This is a genomic window from Paenibacillus senegalimassiliensis (genome assembly GCF_001486585.1).
Lineage (GTDB): Bacteria > Bacillota > Bacilli > Paenibacillales > Paenibacillaceae > Fontibacillus > Fontibacillus senegalimassiliensis.
In genome coordinates this window covers 1,157,411-1,183,500 of the sequence record NZ_LN909046.1, presented here as the reverse complement: position 1 = coordinate 1,183,500, position 26,090 = coordinate 1,157,411, and the positions used below count along the sequence as shown (strand labels likewise).

At 50.8% G+C, this 26,090-nt stretch carries 21 protein-coding genes; all 21 read left to right on the top strand.

Annotation, left to right across the window (positions count from 1 at the left end):
• The first annotated feature begins 84 nt into the window (after positions 1-84).
• The gene (locus BN3279_RS19530) at positions 85-1,101 is read left to right on the top strand and encodes an ATP-grasp domain-containing protein (RefSeq protein ID WP_059053165.1); all 1,017 of its coding nucleotides are present in this window, start codon (positions 85-87) and stop codon (positions 1,099-1,101) included.
• A 26-nt stretch (positions 1,102-1,127) separates the two neighbouring features.
• A complete protein-coding gene (locus BN3279_RS19525) occupies positions 1,128-2,498 on the top strand; it encodes a diaminobutyrate--2-oxoglutarate transaminase (protein ID WP_059053163.1) in 1,371 nt (456 codons plus the stop codon).
• 125 nt (positions 2,499-2,623) lie between these two features.
• A complete protein-coding gene (locus BN3279_RS19520; protein ID WP_232436892.1) occupies positions 2,624-4,327 on the top strand; it encodes an IucA/IucC family protein in 1,704 nt (567 codons plus the stop codon).
• Positions 4,328-4,331: 4 nt separating this feature from the next.
• Complete coding sequence (locus BN3279_RS19515) at positions 4,332-6,116, top strand: IucA/IucC family protein (protein ID WP_059053159.1); 1,785 nt, start codon at positions 4,332-4,334, stop codon at positions 6,114-6,116.
• Positions 6,113-6,892, top strand: a complete 780-nt coding sequence (locus BN3279_RS19510; protein ID WP_059053157.1) for an HpcH/HpaI aldolase family protein — start codon at positions 6,113-6,115, stop codon at positions 6,890-6,892. The genes BN3279_RS19515 and BN3279_RS19510 overlap by 4 nt, the downstream gene beginning before the upstream one ends.
• Positions 6,889-8,187, top strand: coding sequence for a type III PLP-dependent enzyme (locus BN3279_RS19505; protein WP_082673144.1), 1,299 nt, complete (start codon positions 6,889-6,891; stop codon positions 8,185-8,187). Before BN3279_RS19510 ends, BN3279_RS19505 begins: the two co-directional genes overlap by 4 nt.
• Positions 8,099-9,970, top strand: a complete 1,872-nt coding sequence (locus BN3279_RS19500; protein WP_059053156.1) for an IucA/IucC family protein — start codon at positions 8,099-8,101, stop codon at positions 9,968-9,970. The genes BN3279_RS19505 and BN3279_RS19500 overlap by 89 nt, the downstream gene beginning before the upstream one ends.
• A 540-nt stretch (positions 9,971-10,510) precedes the next feature.
• Positions 10,511-11,989, top strand: coding sequence for a ribosomal protection-like ABC-F family protein (gene abc-f, locus BN3279_RS19495; protein WP_059053154.1), 1,479 nt, complete (start codon positions 10,511-10,513; stop codon positions 11,987-11,989).
• 302 nt (positions 11,990-12,291) lie between these two features.
• A complete protein-coding gene (locus BN3279_RS19490; protein WP_059053152.1) occupies positions 12,292-12,819 on the top strand; it encodes an RNA polymerase sigma factor in 528 nt (175 codons plus the stop codon).
• Positions 12,809-13,138 carry a hypothetical protein gene (locus BN3279_RS19485; RefSeq protein WP_059053150.1) on the top strand — a complete coding sequence of 110 codons (330 nt, stop codon included), beginning with the start codon at positions 12,809-12,811 and terminating at the stop codon, positions 13,136-13,138. The genes BN3279_RS19490 and BN3279_RS19485 overlap by 11 nt, the downstream gene beginning before the upstream one ends.
• Positions 13,119-13,871, top strand: coding sequence for a hypothetical protein (locus BN3279_RS19480; RefSeq protein WP_059053148.1), 753 nt, complete (start codon positions 13,119-13,121; stop codon positions 13,869-13,871). The genes BN3279_RS19485 and BN3279_RS19480 overlap by 20 nt, the downstream gene beginning before the upstream one ends.
• A gap of 184 nt (positions 13,872-14,055) precedes the next feature.
• Positions 14,056-15,129, top strand: coding sequence for a FecCD family ABC transporter permease (locus tag BN3279_RS19475; protein ID WP_392396885.1), 1,074 nt, complete (start codon positions 14,056-14,058; stop codon positions 15,127-15,129).
• Positions 15,130-15,133: 4 nt separating this feature from the next.
• The gene (locus tag BN3279_RS19470; protein WP_059053145.1) at positions 15,134-15,895 is read left to right on the top strand and encodes an ABC transporter ATP-binding protein; all 762 of its coding nucleotides are present in this window, start codon (positions 15,134-15,136) and stop codon (positions 15,893-15,895) included.
• A 63-nt stretch (positions 15,896-15,958) separates the two neighbouring features.
• Positions 15,959-17,014 (top strand): ABC transporter substrate-binding protein, encoded by a 1,056-nt coding sequence (locus BN3279_RS19465; RefSeq protein WP_082673142.1) that lies wholly within the window; start codon positions 15,959-15,961, stop codon positions 17,012-17,014.
• Positions 17,015-17,063: 49 nt separating this feature from the next.
• Positions 17,064-18,779 (top strand): ABC transporter ATP-binding protein, encoded by a 1,716-nt coding sequence (locus tag BN3279_RS19460; protein WP_059053143.1) that lies wholly within the window; start codon positions 17,064-17,066, stop codon positions 18,777-18,779.
• 73 nt (positions 18,780-18,852) lie between these two features.
• Positions 18,853-19,914 (top strand): NAD(P)/FAD-dependent oxidoreductase, encoded by a 1,062-nt coding sequence (locus BN3279_RS19455; protein WP_059053140.1) that lies wholly within the window; start codon positions 18,853-18,855, stop codon positions 19,912-19,914.
• Positions 19,915-20,180: 266 nt separating this feature from the next.
• On the top strand, positions 20,181-22,154 hold the full coding sequence (locus BN3279_RS19450) for a putative Ig domain-containing protein (protein WP_059053138.1): 1,974 nt from the start codon (positions 20,181-20,183) through the stop codon (positions 22,152-22,154).
• Between the two features lie 173 nt (positions 22,155-22,327).
• Complete coding sequence (locus BN3279_RS19445; protein ID WP_059053137.1) at positions 22,328-23,404, top strand: alpha/beta fold hydrolase; 1,077 nt, start codon at positions 22,328-22,330, stop codon at positions 23,402-23,404.
• A gap of 56 nt (positions 23,405-23,460) precedes the next feature.
• Positions 23,461-23,895 (top strand): MarR family winged helix-turn-helix transcriptional regulator, encoded by a 435-nt coding sequence (locus BN3279_RS19440; protein WP_059053135.1) that lies wholly within the window; start codon positions 23,461-23,463, stop codon positions 23,893-23,895.
• Positions 23,896-24,060: 165 nt separating this feature from the next.
• Positions 24,061-25,119: a suppressor of fused domain protein gene (locus BN3279_RS19435; RefSeq protein WP_059053133.1), complete on the top strand. Its 1,059-nt coding sequence runs from the start codon at positions 24,061-24,063 to the stop codon at positions 25,117-25,119.
• A gap of 53 nt (positions 25,120-25,172) precedes the next feature.
• Entirely contained in the window at positions 25,173-25,976 is an 804-nt protein-coding gene (locus BN3279_RS19430; RefSeq protein WP_059053131.1) for a hypothetical protein, read from the top strand.
• The last annotated feature ends 114 nt before the right edge of the window (positions 25,977-26,090 follow it).

The following is a 26,090-nucleotide window of genomic DNA, read 5'->3' as shown; positions in this document are numbered from 1 at the left end:
TCAATGATATTGATAATCATTATCATAATAAGTCGAATGAGCCCGGCTTGTATATATATCGGCGCTCTAGGGAGGGGTTATGTGGTGTATCCGGCAAAGAGCCGCAATACGCTAAACCAACTGATCATCAGCAAAGCCGAAGAATTGGGAATTCGCTCCCGCTTGCTTCTGGAAGGTTGTGAAGATTTTCTGGAGCTAACGTACCGGGGGGAGAGCCTTATTATCAATAAAACTCGTTCCCACAGGCTGCCCCTGATTGCCGGATTAATGGCGAAGAACAAGCAGGTCACCAATCGGCTACTGGAGCAGCAAGGGCTTCCAGTACCGTCCTATCTTGTAGTTACCAAGGCATCTCTGGAAGCGCAACAGTTCCTGGCGGCTCAAGGCTCGGTCGTAGTCAAGCCGCTAGATGCCAGTGGAGGGGCCGGGGTTACGCTCGATGTACGTACGGAAGCCCAGCTTGAGAACGCGATCCGTCAGGCCAGCGGCGAACCTGGCGGTCAAGTCATGCTGCAACAGTTCGTTCCGGGACTGGATTTTCGTGTATTAGTCATAAATGGTCAGGTTGCGGCGGTGACAGAGTATTCTCCCGCTTATATAACCGGTGACGGTTCGTCCTCGCTAAGGGAACTGATTAGGCGGTTGAACACCACGCGTATACTTCGCAGCGGAGCTGTCCAGATCGAGGCTTTTCCACAAATTTCTCTGGATTCAGCAAGCTTGCTGGCCGCATTACAATTTCAGGAAAAGACGCTGGATGAAATTATTACTGCTGGAGACAAAGTAAGCGTACAGGATACACACTATGCATCAGCCGTGGATGTCCGCGAAGTATATGCTGACCGGACAAGCACCATCTGTCCCGAGAACGTAGCGATCGCTATCCAGGCGGCCAAGGCACTTGATATTGATGTCGCCGGAATCGATATGCGCTGCCGGGATATCGGTGAACCTATTACGCTGGCTTCCGGTGGAGTATTGGAGGTGAACGCCTTGCCTGATATGACGCACCATGCTATTCCTTATGAAGGCGCTTCACAGGATGTTTTTCGCTTATACCTGGAGTATTTATTCGAAGAGGTGCCTTTAGCCAAGGCCTAGACCATAAAAAGGAGCGTAAGCCCGATATGTCAGCAAAGGTCCGAAATATCCAGAATGAACTCTTAAAGCGTCAGGAAGAGAAGGAATCGAGTGCCCGAGCCTATCCCCGGCATTTTCCGTTAGTCATTGCGAAAGCCAAGGGTATGCGGGTAACAGATACGGAAGGAAAGACGTATTACGACTGCCTGGCTGGAGCGGGTACGCTGGCCCTGGGACATAATCATGAGGTAGCTCTTGAAGCAATTCGCAGCGTTATTGAACAGGAAATTCCGCTGCATACGCTCGACCTGGCTACTCCACTAAAGCTTGCGTTTATGGAAGAGATCTTTGCTTTGCTGCCGGAGGGCTTCAGAGATCATAGTAAAATCCAGTTCTGCGGACCAACCGGGGCCGATGCCGTAGAAGCGGCTATTAAGCTGGTTAAGCATGCAACTCATGGCAAGTCGATCCTGGCCTTCCAGGGAGCCTATCATGGCTCCACGCAGGCCACCATGGCGATGAGCGGCAATCTGGACAAGAAGCAGGACTTGCAAAGCTTGCTGCCTGACGTGCATTTCCTTCCATTTCCCTATGAGTACCGTTGTCCGTTCGGCATGGGCGGGGAAATGACGGCCAAGCTAAGCGCAAGCTACACTGAAAACTTGCTAGATGATCCCGAGAGCGGCATTTCGGACCCCTGCGCTATTATCGTGGAGACGGTGCAAGGCGAGGGAGGTGCGATTCCCGCCGATCTGGAGTGGCTACGGGCACTACGGCGGATGACAGCCGAGCGGAACCTGCCGTTAATTATTGACGAGGTGCAGACGGGAATTGGCCGGACCGGTAAAATGTTCTCCTTCGAGCATGCCGGAATTGTGCCTGATGTCATCATATGCTCCAAAGCCATTGGCGGCGGACTGCCCATGTCCATGATTATCTACAAGGAAGAACTCGATGTCTGGCGCCCAGGCGCCCATACCGGAACCTTCCGTGGGAACCAGCTCGCCATGGCTACAGGGCTGGCTACGCTGCGCTATATTCGAGAGCAGAACGTCCTGCGGAATGTGGAGGAGCGAAGCCGACAATTTATGGCGAGACTGGGCAACTTGCAGGAGCGGTATGAAGCCATTGGCGATGTGCGTGGTCGCGGACTGATGATCGGCATAGAGATGGTGGACACGAAGGGAGCACGCGATCAACTTGGGCATTACCCACCTGCTGGTGAGATAGCCGCGGCTATTCAGCAAAAATGCTTCCAGAACGGCCTTATTGTTGAGGTCGGTGGCCGCCGGTCTTCGGTCATTCGGTTTCTGCCACCACTGATTATTAGCGAATACGAAGCAGAGGTTGTACTGGATATCTTCGAGAAGTCTCTGGCCGAAGCTTTAGAGGCGGCTACCACGCCAGCCTCATGCTGAAGTTATATTAGCGAATACGAAGCAGAGGTTGTACTGGATATCTTCGAGAAGTCTCTGGCCGAAGCTTTAGAGGCGGCTACCACGCCAGCCTCATGCTGAAGTTATTCTACCTAGTGAGAAAGAAGGTGGCATCTTTGTGGAGGACGGCAAACAGGCCTCGGCCAGAAAGCCTAAAGCAAGCCAATGCACATACGTGCAAGCTACTGCTTAACTGCTATATCCGTGAGCTGGCGCAGGAGAAGCGTACCCAGATACGATTGAAGCCCCAGGTAAGCGATTATGCAATTGCTTTTCCCGCAAGCGGAGTTACGGTATTTGGCCAGTTGGCCTACTACTCGGCGATGGGGGAGCATGAATATAACTGCATGAATTGGTTCAACGTACAAGGCGAGGGCGGGGGTGTTGAGTTCTCAGCATTAGCCAGGTGGATCATGACTGAACTGGAGCAGACACGGTTATCTACGGCAGATACACCACTGAGCGCAGCCTTGCAAGCTGCTTTTATGGATAAAATCAACAACAGTTGCCGTAACCTCGCTCTCTATATTGAACGATCCGCTGAATATGTGGTTTATGATTACTGTTCCTCGGAACAGGCGCTCATCTATGGCCATCCGTTCCATCCGTTCCCCAAGCATGTCTCCGGGTTCACGGGTGAGGATGTGCAGCGATACAGTCCCGAACTTCGGACCTCGTTCCAGCTTGCTTATTTTGCTGTAAGTAAGGAGGTCTACCGGGAAGAGTGGGTGGCAGAGGAGCTTAAGATTGAGCTACCCGAAAGCATGACCTTCGAGCTCCGTCGTCAGCTCAGAGAGAACCAACACCAATATACATTACTACCTGCCCATCCTTGGCAATATGAGCATGTGCTCGCATTACCCAAAGTAGACGCCTATGTTCGCTCTCGCAAACTGATTCCTCTTGGCGTCTTTGGACCGGCTGCCTATCCTACTACCTCGGTACGCACGGTCTATATCCCTGAAATGAACTGCAATCTGAAGTTGCCCCTGAACCTGCAAATTACCAACATGATCCGTACCAACAGCGATGAGCAAATGCGCAGAACCATGGATGCTTCCCGTTATTTGCTGCAACAGGGTGGATTTGGCCCGGATGCTCCAGCTCATATCGCCTATGAAACAGGGGTGACCACCTGCGCTTTTAATGATGAGGCAATTACCCGGTTATTTACGGTCGCTTACCGTCCGATTGCCTTTGATCAGTCCTGTACCTTTGTCATGGCGAGCTTGGTAGAGGCCCCTCTGTCAGCGGCTCCCTCCCGCTTGATGGACATGATCAACAAGGGGAATATATCGCCCGAGGTCTGGTTTGAAAAATATCTTGAAGTATCGCTGTTGCCGCTTGTACGTTTGGCCTGGACGAAGGGTATTCATTTTGAGGCCCATCTGCAAAATACGCTGCTAACGATTCGCAATGGGCTGCCGGAATCCTTCATTGTCCGCGACCTCGAAGGTGTCAGTGTGGAACAGCGTCTGGAACCATCGGAGGAGCAAGAGACGGCCCCACCGAGTCCTTTATTTTATTCCAGAGAGCAGGCCTGGTCCAGAACCTCCTATTATCTGTTCGTCAATCATTTAGGCTCGCTGATCCATGCTATGGCGCGGGATGCCAAGGTGCCGGAGGAGCAGTATTGGTATATGGTGCGCCAGGCGCTTAGACGCGAGCAGGCTAGAGGCGACAACGGCTTCGCCAAATATTTGCTGACGGTAGAGAATTTCCCGGCCAAGCGGAATATGCTGAGCTGCCTGATGGACAGCGGGGAGAATCCGTCCTATGCCGAGGTCCCCAATATGTTAAGGGAGGCGTGAACGAATGGGAACAAGAGTAAGCGTGGCCCGGCCAAATAGAGCAAGTTCCACAGATGCTCGGGAGAGAGTGATGCGCCAGACGCTGGAGGCCTTGTGGTTTGAGGGGATACTGGACTATATCCGCTCGGGAGAGATGTGGCGGACTCAGGGAATGGACCTGAATGACCATCCTGTCGAATATGCTTGCCAAGCGGAGGAGAAATTTTCGTTCGGTCGGATCAAGATTGTGCCCCATTCCCTCCAGCGAGCCGGTGAGCCCTGCCATGATCCCTATTTGTTTCTGACGGAGTTGATTCACAACAAGCTTAAGGGAGAGCGGTTGACCGTTTTTATCGAGGAACTGCTTGAGACACTGGCGAAGGATAGCCAGAGCCTGGAGATATTGCCGGAAAGTATTACGGAATCAGAGCGTCACTATGAGGCTTTGGAGAGCCATATGACCGAGGGACATCCTTACCATCCTGCCTATAAATCCAGACTTGGGTTTACGCTCAGCGACAACGGCCGGTATGGGCCGGAATTTAATCAAAGTCTGAGCCTGTTCTGGATTGCGGTCCAGGGAGGGCTTGTGGATATAAGCGTTTCAGCAGGGCATACGGCGGCAGAGCTTTACAAGCAGCATTTGACGGCTGGAGATATCGAGCGGTTCGGGCAAATCCTGGAGCAAGCCGGAGTCCAAGATCAGCAGAAATATGTCATGATTCCGGTCCATCCCTGGCAATGGGAGCATCGGCTGGAGACGATCTTCACTTCCCAGCGGCTTAACGGGGAGATGATTCCGCTCGGGTACGCGGAAGGTGGGTATAGGGCCCAACAATCGATTCGTACATGGTCGCACCGTGGGAATGACAAGGCGCCTTACCTTAAGCTATCCTTAGGCATTACCAACACGTCGTCGGGGAGAATTCTGGCTTATCACACAACCCAGAACGCTCCCTTGATCAGCGATTGGCTGGAGCAATTGGTCAGGGAGGATGAACTGTTGCAGCAAGAGCAGTTCGCCATTCTCAAGGAAGTGCTTGGCATTTCCTTCCGATATGATGAATTGCTGCCTATACAGCAAGAACAGGCCTACGGTTCATTGGGGGCGATTTGGCGCGAAAATGTAGTCGTGCATCTGGAAGAAGGTGAAGAGGCCTGGCCGCTGAATGGAGTGAGTCTGGTACAGAAAAACGGAGAGCCCTTAATCCGTTCGTTCCTGCTCCAGCATGGCGTAGCTGCATGGGCCAAGGCACTGATTCGGGTATTGACCGTTCCTATGATTCATTTGCTCTATGCCCATGGCCTGGCGCTCGAAGCGCATGCGCAGAATATCATTCTTGTGCTGGAGAATGGACTGCCTAAGCGGATGATCGTCAAGGATTTGCATGATGGTGTCCGGTTCGTGCCGGGCAAGCTACGCCAGCCAGACCGTGCGCCAAGGTTGCATCCCGAGCCGGAGGTGCACCGCCAGTTCAATCGCTACTCGTTCATTCATGCCGAAGCTCCGGCAGATGTGCGGGATTATGTATATGATGCCTTTTTCTTCATCTGCCTGTCGGAAATCGCCTGGGTGCTGCAAGGCTTCGGACTGGCGGAGCAGCAATTCTGGATTTGGTGCAGCGAGACTATCGTTCAGTATCAGGAGCAACACCCCGAGTATGAAGAAGCGTTCAAGGAATACGATCTGTTTGCCGAGGATGCCTTAATTGAGGAAATGACCAAGCGGCGGCTCTATGGGGATGGCGAGTTATATTTCAGGAAGGTCCGCAATCCGCTTCGGCAGGCTAAGGAAGTAGAAACCTTATGATCAGGCCAAATACGCTCAAGCTGAAAATAGAGAGCGGCCAGCCTGTGTTTGGGTTGTTCGTTTCCATCCCGCATCCGGTCATTGTAGAGATGATTGGTCATGCGGAATATGACTTCGTCATCATCGATCATGAACATGCCACGATCAGCATGGAGCAGATCGAGGAACTGGTTCGGGCTGCGGAATTGCTAGGAATGACACCCCTGGTCAGGGTCTCCGGTATCGACCGGGCTGAAATCCTGAAGGTGCTGGATTGCGGAGCCCAGGGGATTGTGATTCCTCATGTCCAGCAGAGGGAACAGCTTGAGGAAGCTGCCCGCCACGCCTATTATCATCCTGTTGGCCGCCGCAGCCTGAATAGCGGGCGAGCCGGGACCTTCGCCAAACACGCATTAACTGATTACATTAGGGAGGCCAATGAGGCCGTTATGCTGGTGCCAATGATTGAGAGCGTGGAGGGAATCAAGAACCGCGAAGCTATCCTGACTCATCCACAGGTCAGCTTTGTGCTGGAAGGGGCGGCTGACCTGTCGCAATCTTTGGGGGTGCCATGGCAGACCCAGCATCCCGAGGTGCTTGACCATCTGGAGCAGCTACGACTAACCGCACATCAATACGGGATCCCATACGCGGCAGTGGCAAGGAGCAAGGAGGATATGCCTGCCTTGGCTGAGCAAGGTGTACGTATGTTTGTGCTGGGCGACGACAGAAATACGGCGTTCCGCGCTTACTGGAAGAAGCTAGGCGACTACAGAGATATGGGTGAGTGGATATGAAGGATACGGTAAAGGAGCGGCTGGTGAAGCTGCAAGCGGCCAGCCTTGAGGAGCCTTTTTGCGCCTATTTATATGATTTGGAGGGCATTCAGGCACAGGTGCAGGCCATGTTATCCCGTTTGCCGGAACGAGCGGGGCTGTTCTATGCCATTAAGGCTAACCCGGACCTCCGCATTATCGAGGCGTTACTGCCGTATGTTGCAGGCTTTGAGGTGGCCTCCGCAGGAGAACTGCTCAAGGTCAGAGAGGTGAGCGCCAGCGTGCCTGTTCTATTTGGTGGGCCGGGCAAAACCGCAGCTGAACTAGCCACGGCTCTACGCCATAACGTTGCTTATATCCATGTGGAAAGTCTGCTGGAATTGCGGCGACTCATTCAGTTAGCCGAGGGACGCAGTGAACCTGTTCGCATATTGCTTCGCATGAATTTACGAACAAGCACGTTGCCCGAGACGGGAATTACCATGGGTGGGCGGCCCACGCCCTTTGGTCTGGATGAAGATTTACTGGAAGCAGCCCTAACAATTCTTCGTGAAGAGGGACGGGGGAGGGTACACTTCAGTGGCTTTCATTTTCACTCGTTATCCAATAATCTGAATGCTCGGCTCCATGCTGAAATGATTGAGTTCTACTTACGCAAGGCAGCGATGTGGAGCGAGCGGTATGGACTCAAGCTGGAGATCGTGAATGCAGGTGGTGGATTTGGTATTTCCTACGAAGGAGCTCCGCCCTTTGACTGGTGGGCCTTCACGGAACTGATTGGGGCCAGCGAAGCTCTAAAGGAGCTTCCAGGCACGAAGCTGTGGTTCGAGCCGGGCCGTTACCTGGTGGCCAATCATGGATATTATGCCGCCGAGGTGATCGATCTCAAATCGTCGCATGATCAGTATTTTGCCGTACTTCGAGGTGGAACACACCACCATCGCTTACCCGCATCATGGGGACATAATCAGCCATTTGAGGTGCTGCCCGCGGAACGGTGGAGCCATCCCTTCCCCAGACCCGAAATCCGGCAAGAGAAGGTGACGTTGGTCGGGGAGCTCTGTACACCCAAGGATCGGATGCATGCCAATGCGGCCGTTGAACGGCTGCGCGTAGGCGATATTGTAGTGTTCCAACAATCCGGAGCGTATTGCTGGACCATATCGCATCATGATTTTCTCTCGCACCCGCATCCGCAATTTTATTATTTAACGGAAGGAAATGATTATGGGGACCGAAACCAAGTCAATCAACACAGGCCGCAAGGCTGCTCAAGTGCAAGTAATGGCGGATTTGCTGAACACGCTGCTAAGTGAACGGTTCTTTGAACCGGACGAGCGAACCTTATTGCCGATAACTGCGGCGCCTGAACATATTAGAGGGTTATTCAGCGACAGTAGTGAGAGCACCCATACTATGGTTTATGTGGCAGAAACGGCCTTCTTACTGAAAGAGAACCAGCGAACAGGACTGCAATGGGTGCAGGACACGCCTATCTTCAAACAGGAGCGGGGTGAAGGTTGGAGCGTAGTAACTTCTCCCGAGGAGTTGGCGGATGTGGTGTTGCGTTCAGCACTGACGGAGGACGCCTACGCTCAGCCGGGAGTAGCCGACTTTCTGGCAGGCTTGAAGCTGGCTGTGCAGCAACTAGCACTTAGCTTGAATCCGGCGGCCGTACAGCGATTGCTGGACGATCTTCCCAATTCGCCTTATGGCTGGTTTATCAGGGGAGAACAGGTGGCCGCGCTGCGGGATCGTCCGTTCCATCCTTCGTCCAAGGCGAAGGTGGGCTTCAGTGATCAGGATTACGAACAATATTCGGCGGAGTTTGGCAAGCCGGTGCGTCTGCGCTGGGTGGCCCTGCGGGCAGATACGGTGGAGCGGGGGACTGAGCAGGAGGAATGGTCCTGTCTTGACCTGCTTGGTGGGGAAGAACGCTCCCGGCTGGAAAGTGAACTGCAACAACGTGGGCTTACACCGGGTCAATATGTTCCGTTGCCTGTGCATCCCTGGCAGTTGCAGCAGGTGATCCTGCCCCGCTTTGACCGGGAGATCGCGGAGGGGACCATCGTTGTACTGGACACAGAAGGCGGAGATTTCCTGGCGACTTCCTCGCTAAGATCTCTTAGCCCGGCAAGCCTACTCACTGGTCAAGAGGACGAAGCGAAGGTACGCTCCATAGCGATGTTGAAGCTTCCGGTCAGCGTGCTATCCCTGGGGGCGGCCCGCTATTTGCCAGTTGTGAAGCTGCTGAATGGCCTGGCCGGGGAGAAGCTGCTAAGGCAGGCTGTGCTGTGCGACGATACGCTGGCAGACCGGGTCTTCTTATGTGAAGAGCGACACTTCTGGGGGTATATGCCCCGTGAGATGGGCTTGTTCGATGACCATCCCCGCCACTTGGCTGCACAAATTCGTCTCTATCCAGCGGCACTGTTTGCTGAAGGGTACCGGGTCATCCCCATGGCGGCGCTAGGCGTGGAGCGGGAGGGGTGGCATATGCTGCCGGAGCTACTGGGCAGACGTTTATCCAGCGAAGAGGTCATCAGCTTCTACCGTGAGCTGGCCTACTTGTTCTATGACGTGGTTATGCGGTTGTTCAAGATAGGGGTCATGCCGGAAATTCACGGGCAGAATTGCTGTTTGGTGCTGGAGCATGGACGCCCGCGGGCTCTATTGTTCCGTGACCACGATTCTGTACGGCTACATCCACCGTATCTGGATAAGCACGGCATTGGCGATCCCAAATACCATATCCGTCCCGGCTATTCCAACAGCCTATACAACGAGACCATCCATAAGCTGATCTTCTATGTACAGTCGCTTGGGACACAACTCAACCTTGGCAGCATTATTGAAGCCTTAAGCCGTGCTTATGAGCTTGAGTCTGCCCGTTTCTGGGAGATTACGGAGCTGGCTTGGAAATCAGCACTGCAAACTGCCGGGTTGCCCGAGGAAGATCAAGAAGAGTTATTCAGGGCGGTCTTTGCCCAGCACGAGTGGCCCACCAAGCTCGTCATCCGCCCACTGCTTGAGGCCGAGGGAGTCCCCGGCGCTATGCCTTCCGGCAAAGGTCTGGGCCACAATCCTTTCTGGCGGTAAACCTGTGATGAACAGGGAGAAAAGCTTCATTTAACAGGAAATCCTCCAACTAAAACTAGCTTCTAAAGGACCTATTAAGTATTAGAGGGAATTGATCCATATAATTTACGCTGGATCGCCGAATATGGACTTATAGCTTAGAATTATAGGGAGCTTTTCCAGGTAAATGTCCAAAACCAGCTTATTTCCGTATATTAGCAGGAGAATTTCCTACTCGTGTGAGTTAGATCAGCATCAAGGGCCCTACAGATTGAAATCGCTTAACAGTTATGATAAGATACACCTAACTTTAATGAGGGAGCTGAAGTGGATGGATATTTCTTGCTAAGGAATGGATATGGAATGCGAGGTTTATTTTCGCATGTCTGTTTTATTCTTGCGCAAGAAAGTAATTCCATCTTCTCACTCCAATCGTATATGCGGTTCGAACTTTTTCGCTTGATGCCTTGATGCGTAGAGGTTCGGATTTGTGTTATCCGCCTGGGCTGTAAGAAGGGAAACTTTCTTGCAGCCTTTTTACGTGCGGGAGGAAATAAATTTATGACATTAATTAATGTGAGTCATTTAACTTTTGCTTATGAAGGAAGCTACGATCCAATCTTTGAAGACGTCAGCTTTCAGATGGATACGAATTGGAAGCTTGGGTTCACGGGGAGAAATGGACGGGGGAAAACTACTTTTCTGGAGCTGTTATTAGGCAAACATGTCTACAGTGGACAAATCTCTGCGGATATGGAGTTTGAATATTTCCCCTTCAAGGTTCTGCATCCAGAACATCATACCCTGGACGTCGTGACCGAGATTGTTCCAAATGTAGTGCAGTGGGAGCTGCTGCGCGAGCTTTCCTTGTTGCAGGTTGGGGAGGACGTATTGTATCGACCCTATCAATCATTATCTAACGGTGAACAAACCAAAGTCATGTTGGCATCCCTCTTTCTGAAGGAAAATCGCTTTCTGCTCATCGATGAACCCACCAATCATTTGGACCTGGCTGGCCGGGAACTGGTCAGCGAATATTTAAATCGGAAGAGTGGATATATTCTGGTGTCCCATGACCGATCATTTCTTGATCGCTGCGTCGATCATATTCTGTCCATCAACAAAACGGATATCACCGTACAGAAAGGGAACTTCTCGGACTGGTGGGAAAATAAGCGGCGGCAAGATCAACGCGAACTGGCAGAGAACGAGGTGCTTCGCAAGGACGTCAAGCGATTGGCCGAAGCAGCCAAACGCACTGGAGAATGGTCGCAGGCGGTAGAGAAAACCAAGAATGGTACACGGATCTCAGGGGTCAAGGCGGACAAAGGCTACGTCAGTCATAAGGCAGCCAAAATGATGAAGCGCTCCAAGTCGCTGGAACAGCGCCAGCAATCGGCTATTGAGCACAAGTCCAAGCTACTTAAGAGCGTGGAGACTTCAGAAAGTCTGAAAATTGCCCAAATGCCTTACCACAAAACCCAGCTAGCCGAGCTGGGTCGGGTTGCGATCTATTATGGGCAGAAGCAGGCTAGCCCGGACATCAGCTTCTCCATTCAGCAGGGAGACCGAATTGCCTTAACCGGTAAGAACGGCTCAGGAAAATCTAGCATCTTGAAGCTCATTTGTGGTGAAGAGCTTGCTTATACAGGGACGCTTCGGATCGGTAGCCGGTTGAAGATATCTTACGTATCACAGGATACCTCATATTTGCAGGGGAATTGCTCGGACTATGCCAGGGAGCATGGTATTGATGAGAGCTTGTTCAAGGCGATCTTGCGGAAGCTGGATTTCTCCCGAATTCAATTCGAGAAGGATATGGCGGATTATAGCGGGGGCCAGAAGAAAAAAGTGCTGATTGCCCGCAGCCTGTGCGAGCAGTCGCATTTGCTGGTCTGGGATGAGCCGCTGAATTTTATCGACGTCATCTCCCGTATGCAGATTGAAAATCTGCTGCTGGAATATGCGCCTACCTTGCTATTTGTCGAGCATGATCGCGAATTCTGCGAGCAGATCGCTACAAAGGTCATTCAGTTATAAGGAAGAACAACCTCTTAATAGTGCGAGTTCAAAAAGTCGGGTTTACAGGACCAAAGCTTATGCTTTCGATGTGCGTTTTTTCAAAACGCTTGAGTTGGGTGAAGCTAGGGACTGAGTAGCGGAGCTACACGTTTTCGGAGAAAACGACTTCGGAAGCATAGGCTTGGCCCGGCTGAATTCAAGATTCGATGTTGAACTTACTCCTCGAACAACTCCGTCCTGGAAAGACGACTTTTTGAACAACCTCTAAATAGAACCAAATCCATTCATGTGCGGATATATAAGTGAAGGGAGGGGAGAGCGTGGCAACAGAGAGGGAAGTTGTCGAACAACTGGTACGTGATTATGGCACCCGGTTGTACACCTTCTGCCGAAGGCTGGCTTTTACCTCGGGCGATGCGGATGACCTGTACCAGCAAACCTATCTTCGCATTCTTGATATGAAGGGAACCCTGGATTTATCCCATAATCCGGCCGGGTTTCTAATGTCGATAGCTACCAGGATCTGGTCGGATGAACGGAGAAAATTTGCCCGGAGACAAAGAATTGCCCCCTTGAACTACAATCATGCTCAAGTGAATGAAGTGCCTGACAAGAGGTCCACGGAGAAAATGGTAGAGCAGCAGCAAACTCAAATCGAGCTCCGAGAGGCGGTGCAGCAATTGTCTGATGCCTTGCGAGTGCCTGTGCTGCTCTATTACATGGCTGACATGTCTGTTCAGGATATTTCGGACGTGCTGCGTATTCCCCAAGGCACTGTTAAGAGTCGGCTGCATCAAGGGCGTCAGAAACTCAAATTGAGATTGGAGGAATCAGGTTATGACGGATGAAGAGAAATTTGATGGATTACTTCGTATGTCTCTGACGGAAGAAGAAATTCCGCCTCCAGCCGTTCAGGCAGCTCTTCTTGAGCAAATACGCCAGCAACCTGCCAAGCGGGAGTTATCGTGGTGGCTGCCGACGGTCATCGGAGGATTGCAGACAATCACTATGGTGGTTGGCGTGAATTTTATGTTTCCCAACTCATGGTTGTCTTTGCTATCGCTGCCGACGGGGGCCGGCCTTATCCTCTGCTCGGTGACATTATCAGCAGCGGCTCAGGTATGGACCAGAAAGGAGCGTAAACGCTATGTCGTGGATGAGCTATGAGCAAATGTGGATTGGAATTGGCGTGGTATTATTGTTGGTGCTGGGGTTTAGAACTTGTTTGGGAATATGGACGTATCGGGATGCCAAGGCACGTGGCCTTGATGCCAAAATATGGACTGTAATTGTAGTTCTAGTGCCTAATTTGATGGGCCTGCTGCTCTACTTTCTGATTGGTCGCAGGCAGCAAACAGTACGATGTGCTTCATGTGGTGGCCAAACGGAGCCTGGCAAATACTATTGCTCGAATTGCGGCGCCTCGTTGGTTCAACCGGGGATGATCGTGCCTTCAGATGTGAAGCACAGCAAGAAGCCGTTAATCGCCGCACTGGTGGGCATGATCCTAACCAGTTTGCTGGTGCTCGGAATCGTCTTCGGAAGTCTCTATAGCGCTCAGCCCGAAATGTTTGCGGCCAAGAATGTTTCCATTGGACAGGCGCAAACGATGCGACCGGGGTTATGGAAGCTGTCTTTCTGGTATTTTGATGGTGAGAAGGTTCAGGCTATTGACCTCAAGCAGGGAGAACCACGTCAAATCACGCTGGACACCGAAATCAAGAAAGGTACGGTCGAAGCGGCTATATCCGTGGATGGCAAAGAGCAGGAGAGGCTTCTGCTCAACGATTTGGACACCCCTTATATTTGGGATTTGAGTGACCTTCCCGATTCGGGCAGGATAACACTGCATCTGTATGCCGAAGAGGCCAGAGGCAAAGTGAATATGGACTGGCGCTAAAATAAGACTCAAAAACAAAAAGAAAAGAAAGCTCCCCACCAAGCGAAGAAGCCGGGTCGGGGAGCTTTTGCATACTAAAGGATTGAAATGAAGCTACGGATCATGTAATATATGATAATGATAATCGTTATCACTAATAATTATCAAATGATAGAGGAGTGGACAGGGAGGTGAATTTTTGAGTGTGATTGACGCCAAAAAAAGAGAGAAAGGTCGTCTTTATTATACGATCATTTGCAGTTTAATCGGATTGATTGTGGTATCCTCCGTATTATCCGTGTCTATCGGGCAGGTACATATTCCGTTCATGCAATCCATGAACATTATGCTGCATACGTTGACCCACGGCTATCTTGGCTCGATTGACAAGATCGATAACGAGTCTTACTTGAACATCATTATGCAAGTGAGAATGCCCCGCGTCCTGTTCGCCTTGATCATCGGCATGGGGTTGTCTTTGTGTGGAGCCATTATGCAGGCGGTTGTCCAAAATCCGCTTGCCGATCCTTATATTCTCGGGATTTCATCGGGAGCTTCACTAGGAGCTACCTTTGCTATCCTGGTTGGGTTTGGTAGTGGCGCGATGCTGGCACAATTAGGTGTTGCGTTCGGAGCCTTCGTAGGTGCGATGATCACCTCAGTAGCCGTGCTGGTGCTGTCAAGTATTGGCGGCAAAGCCACCTCGGTGAAGCTGGTTTTGTCCGGGGTTGTGATCGGAGCGCTGTGCAGTTCCTTTTCAAGTCTGATTATCTATTTTGCGAATAACGCCGAGGGTATCAAAACAGTGACCTTCTGGTCCATGGGGAGTCTGGCTTCAGCAAGCTGGCAGAAAGCGCCGGTGCTGGCCGTCATTGTGTTATTGGGCTGTGTGGCGTTTCTATTCCAGCATCGGGTACTCAACACCATGCTGGTCGGCGACGAGTCCGCCATTACGCTTGGTATCAACCTCAGTGCTTATCGCAAGCTGTACATGATCGTAACGGCCCTGATTACGGGGACTATGGTTGCTTATGCCGGGATGATCGGCTTTGTAGGCCTGATTGTACCCCATATTTCGCGGGGGCTATTCGGTGCGGACCATAAGCGTCTCTTGCCAGGCACATTATTGCTTGGCGGGTTGTTCCTGATCTGGTCGGACATTTTATCCAGAACGCTAATCACCAATGTGGAGCTGCCGATCGGTATCATTACATCGGTCATAGGTTCACCGCTATTTATCTATATGATTGTGAAAAAAGGCTACAATTTCGGAGGCTAAATAAATGGAATTGAGCGCACAAGGAATGGGCGTCAGTATCGGCAAGAAAGAGATTGTAAGAAACGTCTCGATTCTGGTGAAGAAACGTCAGTTTGTAGGTCTCATTGGGCCCAATGGTTGCGGAAAATCCACGTTGCTCAAAAGCATCTACAAGAGCATCGTTCCCCAGAGTGGCGTAGTCCATCTAGGCGACATGGATGTTCTGAACACCACAGAGAAGAAGGTATCCCGTCGCTTGGGTGTTGTGGGGCAATTTAATGAGATGAATTTTGATCTCAGCGTGAAGCAGATGGTCATGCTGGGACGCACTCCCCACAAGAAAATGCTAGAGTCGGATAAACAAGAAGACTATGACATTGTGGAGGATGCGCTCGCTAGAACAAATCTGCTTCATTACAAGGATCGCAGTTATTTATCATTATCCGGTGGTGAGAAGCAGCGGGTTATCCTGGCGAGAACGATTGCTCAGCAACCGCAATTCATGATTCTGGACGAGCCTACGAACCACCTGGATATCCGTTATCAGCTAGAGATTCTATCCTGTGTCAAGGAACTGAATATTGGTGTACTGGCGGCCCTGCATGATTTGGAGATGGCTGCGTATTACTGTGACTACATCTATGCTGTCAAGCAGGGGGAAATCTATGCTCACGGTACACCGGAGCAGGTATTGACGCCGGAGACCATCGAATCGTTGTATCAAGTAAAATGCCAAACCTACATTAACCCTGTCACACATGGTTTGGGTTTTGCTTACGGCATTTAAAGAACATCCTATAGAACATCCAAGAATAACTAAGGTGCATTTTGAGGGGGAGAAACTTTAACTATGAAGAAGAAATTAGCGATGAAAAATAGATTTGTCATGATGAGCGCGGCGTTAACACTGGCTTTGGCCTTGAGTGCTTGTGGTAATACGGCTGAACCCACCGGGGCCCAGCAATCTGAGACACCAACGCCGGAAGCTAGCAAATATCCGATTACCATTCAGAATTTTGCCAAGCCTGAGGGTGGAACGGAGTGGGAACCTAAGGAGCAGGTATTTGACAAAGCTCCAGAGCGCGTAATGGCAAACACAAGACCGGCTGCTGAACTGCTGCTGCATCTTGGGCTGGGCGACAAAATTGTTGGAGTCGGAGCCAACTTCGGTGCTCCAGATCCGACAGTAGAGGAAGAATATAACAAGCTGAACATTCTCGCAGATAGCTATGTAGGCAAAGAGGTTACTTTGGGCACAAACCCAGATTTGGTCTACGGTCGGGGCGGACTGTTCGATAATGCCGATTGGGGCGTAGGGACAGTAGATTCTCTGAATGAAATTGGCGTCAAAACGTATGTATGGGAATCATCAGTGACGGGAGGCAGCTATGCTTCCATTTATAAAGACATTGAAAATCTCGGGAAAATATTTGATGTGGAGGACAAGGCCGCTGCCTTCGCCAAGGAATTGAAGGATCGTCAGGAGGAGATTGCCTCCCGCTTGTCCAGCATTACGGAGCAGAAGAAGTTCGCCTACTTGCATATGAGTGATCCAAATGAGGTTTACGTATACGCCGCTCAGAAGGAGACCTTCTTTAATGACTCGTTCAATATGGTCAAATTGGACAATGCCTTCAAGGATACCCCTGGGGAGGTCTCGGTGGAAACTTTGATCGACACTGACCCGGACGTATTGATTATTCCGGACTGGACGGGTGAGGACAGTGCTGGTGCACAAGCGCTCAAGGATGCACTCTACAGCAATCCTAAGCTTTCCAGTATGAAGGCGATTAAGAACAAGCAAATTTTTGCCGTTGATTACAACTATATGTTCGGATACAGCTACAACACAATTGACGGGATGGAGAAGCTGGCCGGCGAGATGTACCCGGATTTGTTTAAATAAAAATAGATAAGCTAGAGGGCCGAAACGCCAGAAAGGGGTTGTATATCCGTTGATCCGCAGATTTTTTGCCTATTACCAGCCCTACAAATGGTTGTTTCTCCTCGATTTCGGCTGCGCGATTATTGCCGGTTTGCTGGAGCTCGCCTTCCCGATGGCAGTTAATATGTTTGTTGATGATTTTCTGCCAGGTGGAAAATGGGACATTGTCGTCTGGGCCTCCATCGGCTTGATCGTGCTGTACGCCTTAAGCGCCATATTAACTTATGTGGTTAACTATTGGGGCCATATGCTGGGAATTAATATTGAGACGGATATGCGTCATAAGCTATTTGCCCATATTCAGAAGCTCTCGTTCCGGTTCTTTGACAATACGAAGACAGGCCACCTGATCGGACGTCTGACGAATGATATGAACATGATCGGCGAAATGGCGCATCACGGACCGGAGGATTTGTTCATTGCTGTGATGACACTCGCCGGTTCCTTTGCACTTATGTTATCTATTAACTGGCAGTTGGCCTTGCTGACCTTTGTGGTCGTTCCAGCCATTCTGTGGGTCGTCATTTATTTCAATCAGAAAATGACCAAAGCCATTCATCAGCTATTTAGCGATATCGGCGACTTCAATGCTCGTATTGAGGATAATGTCGGAGGTATTCGCGTGGTGAAGGCATTCTCCAATGAAGCGCATGAGGAAGCTCAGTTTGCCGTTAACAACGGGCGGTTCCGCCTTACGAAGCTGGCTTCCTATAAGCTGATCGCCCGCAACGGTTCCATCAGCTACGTGATGATGCGGTTCGTGACGGTATTCGTCATGGTCTGTGGCACGTGGTTCGTTATTCAAGGCCAGCTTACCTACGGCGAATTTGTTGGCTTTCTCTTGCTGACCAACGTGTTCTTCCGTCCAATCGAGAAGATTAATGCTATTGTGGAGAGCTATCCGCAAGGTTTTGCCGGATTTAAACGGTATACGGAGTTGCTCGATACAGAACCCGATGTGGAGGATACGCCAGGTGCTGGAGAGATGAAGCCGTTCGAGCGGGAGATTAGCTATGAGCAAGTTACCTTCGGCTACGATGAAGACCAGAAGGTGTTGAATGGGGTAAGCCTGACCATTCGCAGGGGCGAAACCATTGCCTTCGTTGGACCGTCCGGCGCCGGGAAAACGACGCTGTGCAGCCTGTTGCCTCGATTCTATGAGGTAGAGAGTGGAGCGATTCGCATCGATGGCGTGGATATCCGTGAGGTGACACAAGCCTCGCTGCGCAGCCAAATTGGAATTGTACAACAAGATGTGTTCCTGTTCTCCGGGACAATTCGCGAGAACATCTTGTACGGCAAGCTTGGAGCTTCGGAGGAAGAAGTGTGGGAAGCCGCAAGGCGCGCGCATCTGGACGAGTTCATCCGCACGCTGGAGCAGGGCATGGATACGGTAATCGGGGAACGGGGCGTGAAGTTGTCCGGCGGACAGAAGCAGCGTCTTGCCATTGCCCGAATGTTCCTGAAGAATCCGCCTATTCTTATCCTTGATGAGGCGACTTCTGCGCTCGATACCGAGACAGAACAAGCGATTCAACAGTCGTTGATGGAGTTGTCGCAGGGTCGAACCACGCTGATTATTGCCCATCGTCTTGCGACGATCAAGGAAGCCGACCGCATTGTGGTCGTTACCGCTGATGGCATTGCGGAGCAGGGAAGACATCAGGAGCTTGTGGCAGCAGGCGGTGTCTACAGCCGTTTGCATCAGGCCCAATTCGGCAGCTAAGTTGAACTAATGAAAAGGCATAACAAGCAAGCGAGCGGATTGCGAGCAATCCGCAGGGATGGAGGACTATAAGATGGCAGAGAACCTGGAGCTTTATGACGTAACGATCATCGGCGGTGGCCCAGCGGGGCTGTACGCTGCATTCTATAGTGGTATGCGAGATATGAAGACTAAGCTGGTGGAAGCGAAGGATGAACTCGGCGGCAAGCCGTTGATCTACCCCGAGAAAATGATTTGGGATGTCGGTGGGATCACTCCCATGCGTTGCGAGCAGTTAACTCGCCAAATGATTAGCCAAGCCATGACCTTTGAACCAACAATCGTCTTGGGTCAGCAAATCAGCGGACTGGAACGGTTAGCCGACGGAACCATGATATTGGAATCCGAATCGGGAGAACGTCATTGGACCCGAACCGTCATTCTGGCCTTGGGCCGGGGAGTCCTCAAGATGGCCAAGCTGGACATTGAAGGGGCAGAGCGTTATGAAGTTGGCAATCTGCATTACACAGTACAGGAGCTAGAAGTGTTCCGGGATAAACGGGTGCTTATTTCCGGAGGCGGCGATTCGGCTGTGGATTGGGCTAATGAGCTGGAGCCGCTGGCAGCCAGTGTAACGGTGGTACACCGCCGCGAACGCTTCGGCGGTCATGAGCGTAATGTGAAGCGGATGATGGATTCTTCGGTCCGCGTGCTGACGCCCTATGCCCTCAAGCAGCTTCATGGCAGCCAGGATGGCAAGTCCATCGAAGCGGTCTCGATTTCCAAGGTGGATGAAGAAGGGCAACTATCGGAAACGGTGGAGCGGCTTGAAGTAGACGCTATTATCGTGAACCATGGACTGCGTGGCGACTTTGGCAATATTGTCAACTGGGGATTGGACATGGGGCAATGGGATATTCAGGGAAGCGAGCGGCTGGAGACGAATTTGCCAGGCATCTTCGTAGCCGGAGACGTGGCCCAGTATGCCAGCAAGCTCCACCTGATTGCCGGCGCCTTCACAGATGCCGCCCTGGCGGTCAATAGCGCCAAGCTTTATCTGGAACCGGAAGCATCGAAGGTAGCCTATGTATCCTCGCATAATGCCAAATTCAAGGAGCGGAACATTGCCCTGGGTGTAGCGGAAGAAGACGCCTAGCTAGTCAACATCAACTCAAGTATAATTTCTTACGCATCAGGAAAGGAAAGTCTCCTAAACCATGTCAGCATGGGATAGGGGACTTTTTTGCTTGCATAGAATTTACTAGGAGCGGAATAGGTTGTATTTTGAGCGAAAAGGGCGCACCAAGCTGCAATCGTAGTCGTATCGTAAAGCATCGATGTCTATGAATCTATCATCGATAGAGCGCGCAGGGAGATATGCATTAACGAGAGGTCATTATATGAATTGGAGAGGGTATGAACATGAAAAAATGGATTTCGGTATGGCTTAGTATTGCGTTAATGCTTTCCGTATTCGCTTTTCCGGCTGTGGCCGAGACAAACACACCTCAACAAAGCAGCGATGATGCCCAGATTATTGATATTTTCGGAAGAACCCTGAATGACTACGGCGTAGAATTAGTAGATTGGCAGGGATATATCGCCAACCCTTATGTGAAGCTGAAGGTGATTCCACCGCAGAATGCTTCCTACCCACTGACGATTACTATTAAGGCAAAAGGAACTTCCCGCTTGATGATGGATCGGCCGAGCACGCTGAGTGCAACTGGCGCACAGAAGACCCTTTCGTTCCAGAACGCCAGCCAAAGCAGAGATTTTCTGCTCGAAATCCATCCTGACCGCATCGGAGGTAATGGGGAAATCGAGCACTACACGCTGGAGTTGACGACAACGGGGGCCAACGGTACCGTGCGCACACAAACGACGCCTATCCGCGTACTCGATCAGGATGATAACGGCGAGCCTGGACTGCCGCTGAAGTTCGACTACAGATACGACAATATCCAGCCTTATTTCAGCGACCCGGATATTCGGGAAGTGAGTGAACAGGCCATTAAGGACTGGTTCTATTTCTTCGATATGGAGCCTTTCGATACGGTTCCCGCCTTTGCAGAAACGACCTGGTTGCCTGGAGATGGCTTCACCAACCATATCCAGGTGACCAACAACGAATCCTATAACGGGATGTGGATTTACTTGAGAGGGCTCAATGGCCCTTATTCCACCGGCGGACCCGCAAATAACGGCAATTATCATAAACGCAACGGTGTGACCATTCCCGACAACATTCACCGCTCCTTGCTGACGATTCTGGATTTTTATGATACCGCCACACCCTTTGCTTCATTGGATGATGAACTATGGTATTTGACGGAAATGTCTAATACCTCTACGGACGTGCATGGTCTGATTATGCATGAGTTCGGTCATGCCCTGGCTTTCTCTGATAGCTGGAAAGGGATGGCTCAATACAAGCAAAGTGGGGGCAATGCAGCGAACATCGTGGCCTATCAAGGGAACGCGGTGCCTCTGGACAATACGTATCACATTCCTGGAGATTCCCAATATTGGGACCGCATTAGCGGTCAAAGTGGCGGACGCGATCACCTCTTCCACAGTAAGCGCTGGATGCTGACGAAGCTAACCTTGCTGATAGCGGAAAAAGCAGGCTGGAAGCTGGATCGTACGCTAACGCCGTTCCTCAGTCCAGCCATCAAGAGCACGACGGTTCCAAGTGCCTCGCCAGGCGATGGCTATCTGGTGAAGCTGCAGGCCGAGGGGGGCGTTCCGTTCTATGACTGGAACATTACGTCAGGGTCGCTGCCTGGTGGACTAACTTTGGACCGCTTCACCGGCGAAATCAAAGGCACCATATCCTCCAGTGCCCAAGGAAGCTACAGCTTCACGGTCCAGCTTCGTGATTATGATGAGATGAGCACCCCGGTCCACAAGCAGTTCACGATCAACGTGGGGCAGGGAGGCAATCCGGGCAACCCGGTTGAGAACGTGGCGCTCGGAGCAACAGCTTCCACCTCCTACGTATCTGCTTGGGAGAGCCTGACCGGGCTTAACGACGGGTATGAGCCCGTGAATTCTGCGGACCGGGGACACCCGGTGTACGGCAACTGGGATAACCCCGGGACCGTACAATGGGTGCAATACGATTTTGCCCAGCCCGTAACCGTGTCATCCAGTGAGGTATACTGGTTCGATGATGATCAAGGCATTGATCTGCCCGCTTCCTTCTCGATACAATATTGGGATGGTGCAGCCTGGAGGCAAGTGGCTAATCCATCGGCCTACGGAGTGCTTGGGAATCAATATAATGTTACGAACTTTGACCCTGTAACGACGACCCGAGTTCGATTGCTAATTCAGGCCAAAGCGAACCTCTCCACAGGCATTCAACAATGGAAAGTGCTAGGAACTAACTAAATCCAAACAGGACTATTCACGCTAGCGAGGAGGAATACCCGGACGGGTATTCCTCTTTATCATTGCGGTTAAGCTAGAAGAACCTTTGTTGACAGGGCCAGATTAACAATGATATAAATGACTAAGTCAACTATTATTCAATGGATCAATTAATGATTCAAAAAGGAGCAGCTATGAAAAAACAAAAAAGTTCGCGTCCCCGACTGAAAAAAACGTTATGGATTATTGGCGGCATGATTACAGCTCTTGTAGTAACCGCCGTAGTCCTTCTGATTCGGTTTGACCATTATGTGGACCCCTGGCATAAGAAGGTCGCAGAGGCAGGCATTCAAGAGAAGACGGCAAAGGTCAACTCCGTTCAATTCAATTATGCAGAAGGACCGGATAACGGTCCGGCCTTACTCTTACTCAATGCCCAGCATATGGATTGGTTCAGCTATAGCCGGGTATTGCCGGAGCTCTCGGAATCCTTCCATGTGTTCGCGGTGGACTACCCTGGTCACGGCAAGACGACATATCCTGCGGATTACACGATGAGTGCCAATCAAATTGGCGGCGATCTGGCAGATTTTATCGAGACGGTCATTCAAGAGCCAGCCTTTGTAACGGGGAATTCGTCAGGTGGTCTGTTGACTACATGGCTTGCCGCTAACAAGCCGGAACTGGTCAAGGCTGTCGTGCTGGAGGACCCGCCGTTGTTCTCCGCAGAGTATCCACGTGTTCAGAAGACGATCGCCAACAAGTCGTTTGCCCTGTCCCATCGCTTTCTGGAAGAAGGTGAGGATGATCTTTTAATGTACTGGCTGGAAAGTGCCTCGGACTTCTTCGAGAAGCACGCTGGTAAAAATGCGCTTCCTGTCATCAAAGCCGCCATTGCCACGTATCGGAACGCCAACCCTGGAGAAGCGGTTGAGATCAGCTTCCTGCCAGATACGCTTCGGTTGATGATTCGTGGGTTCAATTATTACGATCCCCACTTTGGCGCAGCCTTCTATGAAGGGACCTGGAATGAGCAATTCGATCATGCGGAAGCCCTGCAAAAAATAGAATGCCCCACCTTGCTAATCCATGCCAATTTCGAGATTCTGGAAGACGGTACGCTGAGCGGAGCCATGAGCCAAGAGGATGCAGACCAGGCCATATCGCTAATTCCAAATGCGCAATATTTAAAGGTAGATGCCGAGCACGTGGTTCATTTGGACAAGCCTGAGCAATTTATACAGATTGTCAAAGACTTTTTCTTAAATTGAGAAAATCCATTATACTGGGATTAGCCAACAACTCATTAAGAAGGAGTATATAGGACATGGAATACGACAAAATTATACGGTCCTTTGGCATTCTCAATCGTACCTTTGTAAGTTACGTCTCAGAAGCGCTGTCGTCCAGCGATATTTCCTTCTCGGATAGCATTTTCCTGATCAACATTGGTAACGATGAGGGAACCAGTCAGGAACAGCTTGCCCATTTGTTAGCGATTGACAAAGCGGCCATTGCTCGCTCGGTGAAGACGATGGAGAACAAGGGATACGTCAAGACGGAACGCTCCAAGGTCGATAAAAGGACGAAAGCCCTCTATTTATCGGAATCCGGACGGGAGTTATACCAATACTTACAAGGTCTGAATCGGGAATGGATTCTTGATGTGCTGCAAGACATCGATGAGGAAGAGGCCCAACGCTTCATTGATACCATTGATCGTATTAGTGACCGGGCCAAATCCTTCGAGAGGCGTATATAATTATCCGGGTAGACCCATTGTCTCACTCGGGTATTTATGCCAATGGGTCTATTTGAGATAGGACGAAGGAAGCCTTTTCCCATTCCACAGGGCGATATGGTTGATTGTAAATCTGAGGGCGCCGTATACTGGATGAAATCAGACCAGAAATGTGGAGGGATGTACATGAGCGAGGATGTTGCAGTGGGTTGGGACGCGATAGAAGAGCAAATGAAGCGTTTATACGGAGAACAGGTGCCTAAGCATTACGGGACTTCACTCCCTTATCAGCTTGGAGGAAATGACCCGCTCGACGGACTTAGCGCCTATAAAGCCACTCATCCGGTTCCCCATTGGCATATCGTCACTTTTGGCTTCTCGGAGCTGTATACCAAAGAATCCGAAAATATGATGTACAGCGGCTATGGATTTGAGCTTACCTTTCGCGTAGCCCGGCAAGAAGATGAGGAAGAACCTCCGATGTGGGCGTTGAACCTGTTACAAAATATGGGACGTTATGTCTTTAATAGTGGAAATATCTTTGTGGGTGGCGACTATCTGGATGCGAATGGGCCTATCTGTCTGGGTGCAGACACGCTGCTGACAGCGCTGGCCTTCACCGAGGACCCAGGGCTTCCGCCAATACATACTGCCAATGGCAGAGTGGAATTTCTGCAAATGGTCGGCATCTCAGGAGATGAGCTTGAAGCCATGAAAACCTGGAGCACGGTGGGCCTATTGGAAGCGGGGCAATCCGTTATTCCAGGGTATGTCACCGATTTATCCCGAGATTCCATGCTGCAAATTCCTGCCGTTGCTGAGGCTGTGGAGCAGGGGATTGAACGCGATGGCTCTAACACGGGATTCCTGTTTGTTGATGAGCTGGGCTTTGAGCCTGGCAAGAAGAAGCTGTTTCGTAAGACGCCAGCCAAGCTGACGTTGGGGGCCAAGCAAGCGGAAACGGTAGGGAAGCTACTGCGGGGAAGACTGCTGAAGGGCAAGGACTTAACCTTGGCCAGCCGCGATTGTCAGATTATCCTCGAACCCGCCGAAGCCACGTCCTATGAGAAGGGCGGGGAGGCATTCCAAGTGCATCTAAGTGATGCAGTATCCACGGAGCTGTCCCAGAAGCTGCAAGCCAAAGAAGGAGCGGTCCAACTATCCTCTTACGACGGACTGATTATTCAAGTCGTAAAAACTTATATCAAGGATCAGGAAGGAAATATAGTCTCAACCATTGGCTAATAAGCTCCATCATATAAGAATTTTGTGACTGATCAACATCAGGAGGGCTGTCTATGGATGCCAAAGCTAAAAAAATATTGCACAATACTTATTGGACTGGCGGTCGCTGGAAGCTTGGCGGTCCCTCCTGTACGGATGAAGACTTCGAATACGCCAAGAGCATGGGGGTCATGTTCGACCCGGTGACAACAACGCATGATGAGTGTGTGCTAAAGATAAGAGAACTCCACGAACATAAGATCACCAAGGAAAAGGTAGTGCGCGCTTTTTTACATAGTTTGTCCACCCGGAAGGTTTATTTGCGCAGTGCCTTATCCAGCTTTGCCTTAACCTACGATTTACCTGTACATAAGTTTGAAGAGCAGAAGGCTGAGGAGATGAATTATTCCTCCTGTCATGATTGCAATGAGAGAAAGCTAATGTCCGACGAGCAATATGTCAATGTGGACGTTAATGTGCTTAACTTTGAACGAAGCAAATGGGGCGGGGTGCGTTTAAACCGCCTGCTTTACTGTCTATTGGACCTGGAGCTATTGAGCCGGGAAGAAGCTTTGGATGTCACGAATGAGGATATCGCCATACTGAAGAGCATGGTGCAGGCCATTGAAGACTGTTCAGATAAGGATGCGGCAAGGCAATTAGAGAAGCGTTGGAAGGACTTGTTTAAGGCCAACCAATATGAGAGGGACTTCGTGATGGAAATCTGGGGTTATGCTGGCCTGCTGCAATCCACTGATAAATACCGTAACGAGCGAGGACGAGGGGGGACCGACTTCATGTCCGTGGCTACCTGGCGGGGCGAGGATGGTTATTCCGCCGAGAGGTTATTCGATTATTTCGGACCCTATCTCCAATGAGTACCAGATTAAATTGAGCAAAAAAGGGTTTATTACAAAGTATAGAGAATGAATATGAGGTTGTTTGGTGTGTTAACAGCATCCATCAGTTATCCGAAATGAAGGAGCGATGTT